The sequence below is a fragment of the Aliiglaciecola aliphaticivorans genome (assembly GCF_054782055.1).
Genome location: NZ_BAAGTF010000075.1, coordinates 1 through 637 on the forward strand (window position 1 = coordinate 1; position 637 = coordinate 637).

A 637-nucleotide genomic window follows, 5' to 3' on the forward strand; every position below is an offset into this window, starting at 1 on the left:
CTAAGGCCTGTTGATCTTTGCTGTACATATTTCACTCAGCAATACATCGGCAACCACATCATCGAAAATGCCAGTGAAACCATACTGGCATAATTCCTTGCTAACTTTTCATACCTCGTTGATATTGAACGATAATGCTTTATACGAGCAAAGGCGTTTTCAACTAAGTGCCTATATTGATAAAGACACCAATCGACACTGTCTTTGTCTATATCTTGGCCATAATTTCTTTTGGGTATGACTGAAGCGCCTCCTTTTGCTTCAATATATTTCCTCAATGCATCACTATCGTATCCTTTGTCACCGACGAAAATGTTTACTTCCCTTAAATGGTCAACCAGACTTTGAGCCCGGGCTATGTCGTTTCTCTGGCCTTCTGATAGTTCAAAATAAATTGGAAGTCCACCACTATCCACGGCTAAATGTATTTTTGTGGAGTTACCACCTCGGCTCTTTCCTATGCACTCATTATGTGCAGTAGCCGCTCCGGTACTATGCTGATGAGCTTTGACAATCGAACCATCAGCAAAGACCCAGTCATAATCAGATAGTTTGGCTAACTCTTTGAATAACATATTTAATAAACCTTTCTTCGACCACAAATTGAAGCGACGATAAACGGCGCTCCAATCACCAA

The 637-nt window shown here is 40.8% G+C and carries 1 protein-coding gene; it reads right to left on the reverse strand.

Features of this window, described 5'->3' with window-relative positions:
* Window positions 1-35 precede the first annotated feature (35 nt).
* A partial coding sequence (locus ACYVIL_RS20340) for an IS5 family transposase (RefSeq protein ID WP_460314582.1) occupies window positions 36-637 on the reverse strand: 602 nt, incomplete at its 5' end.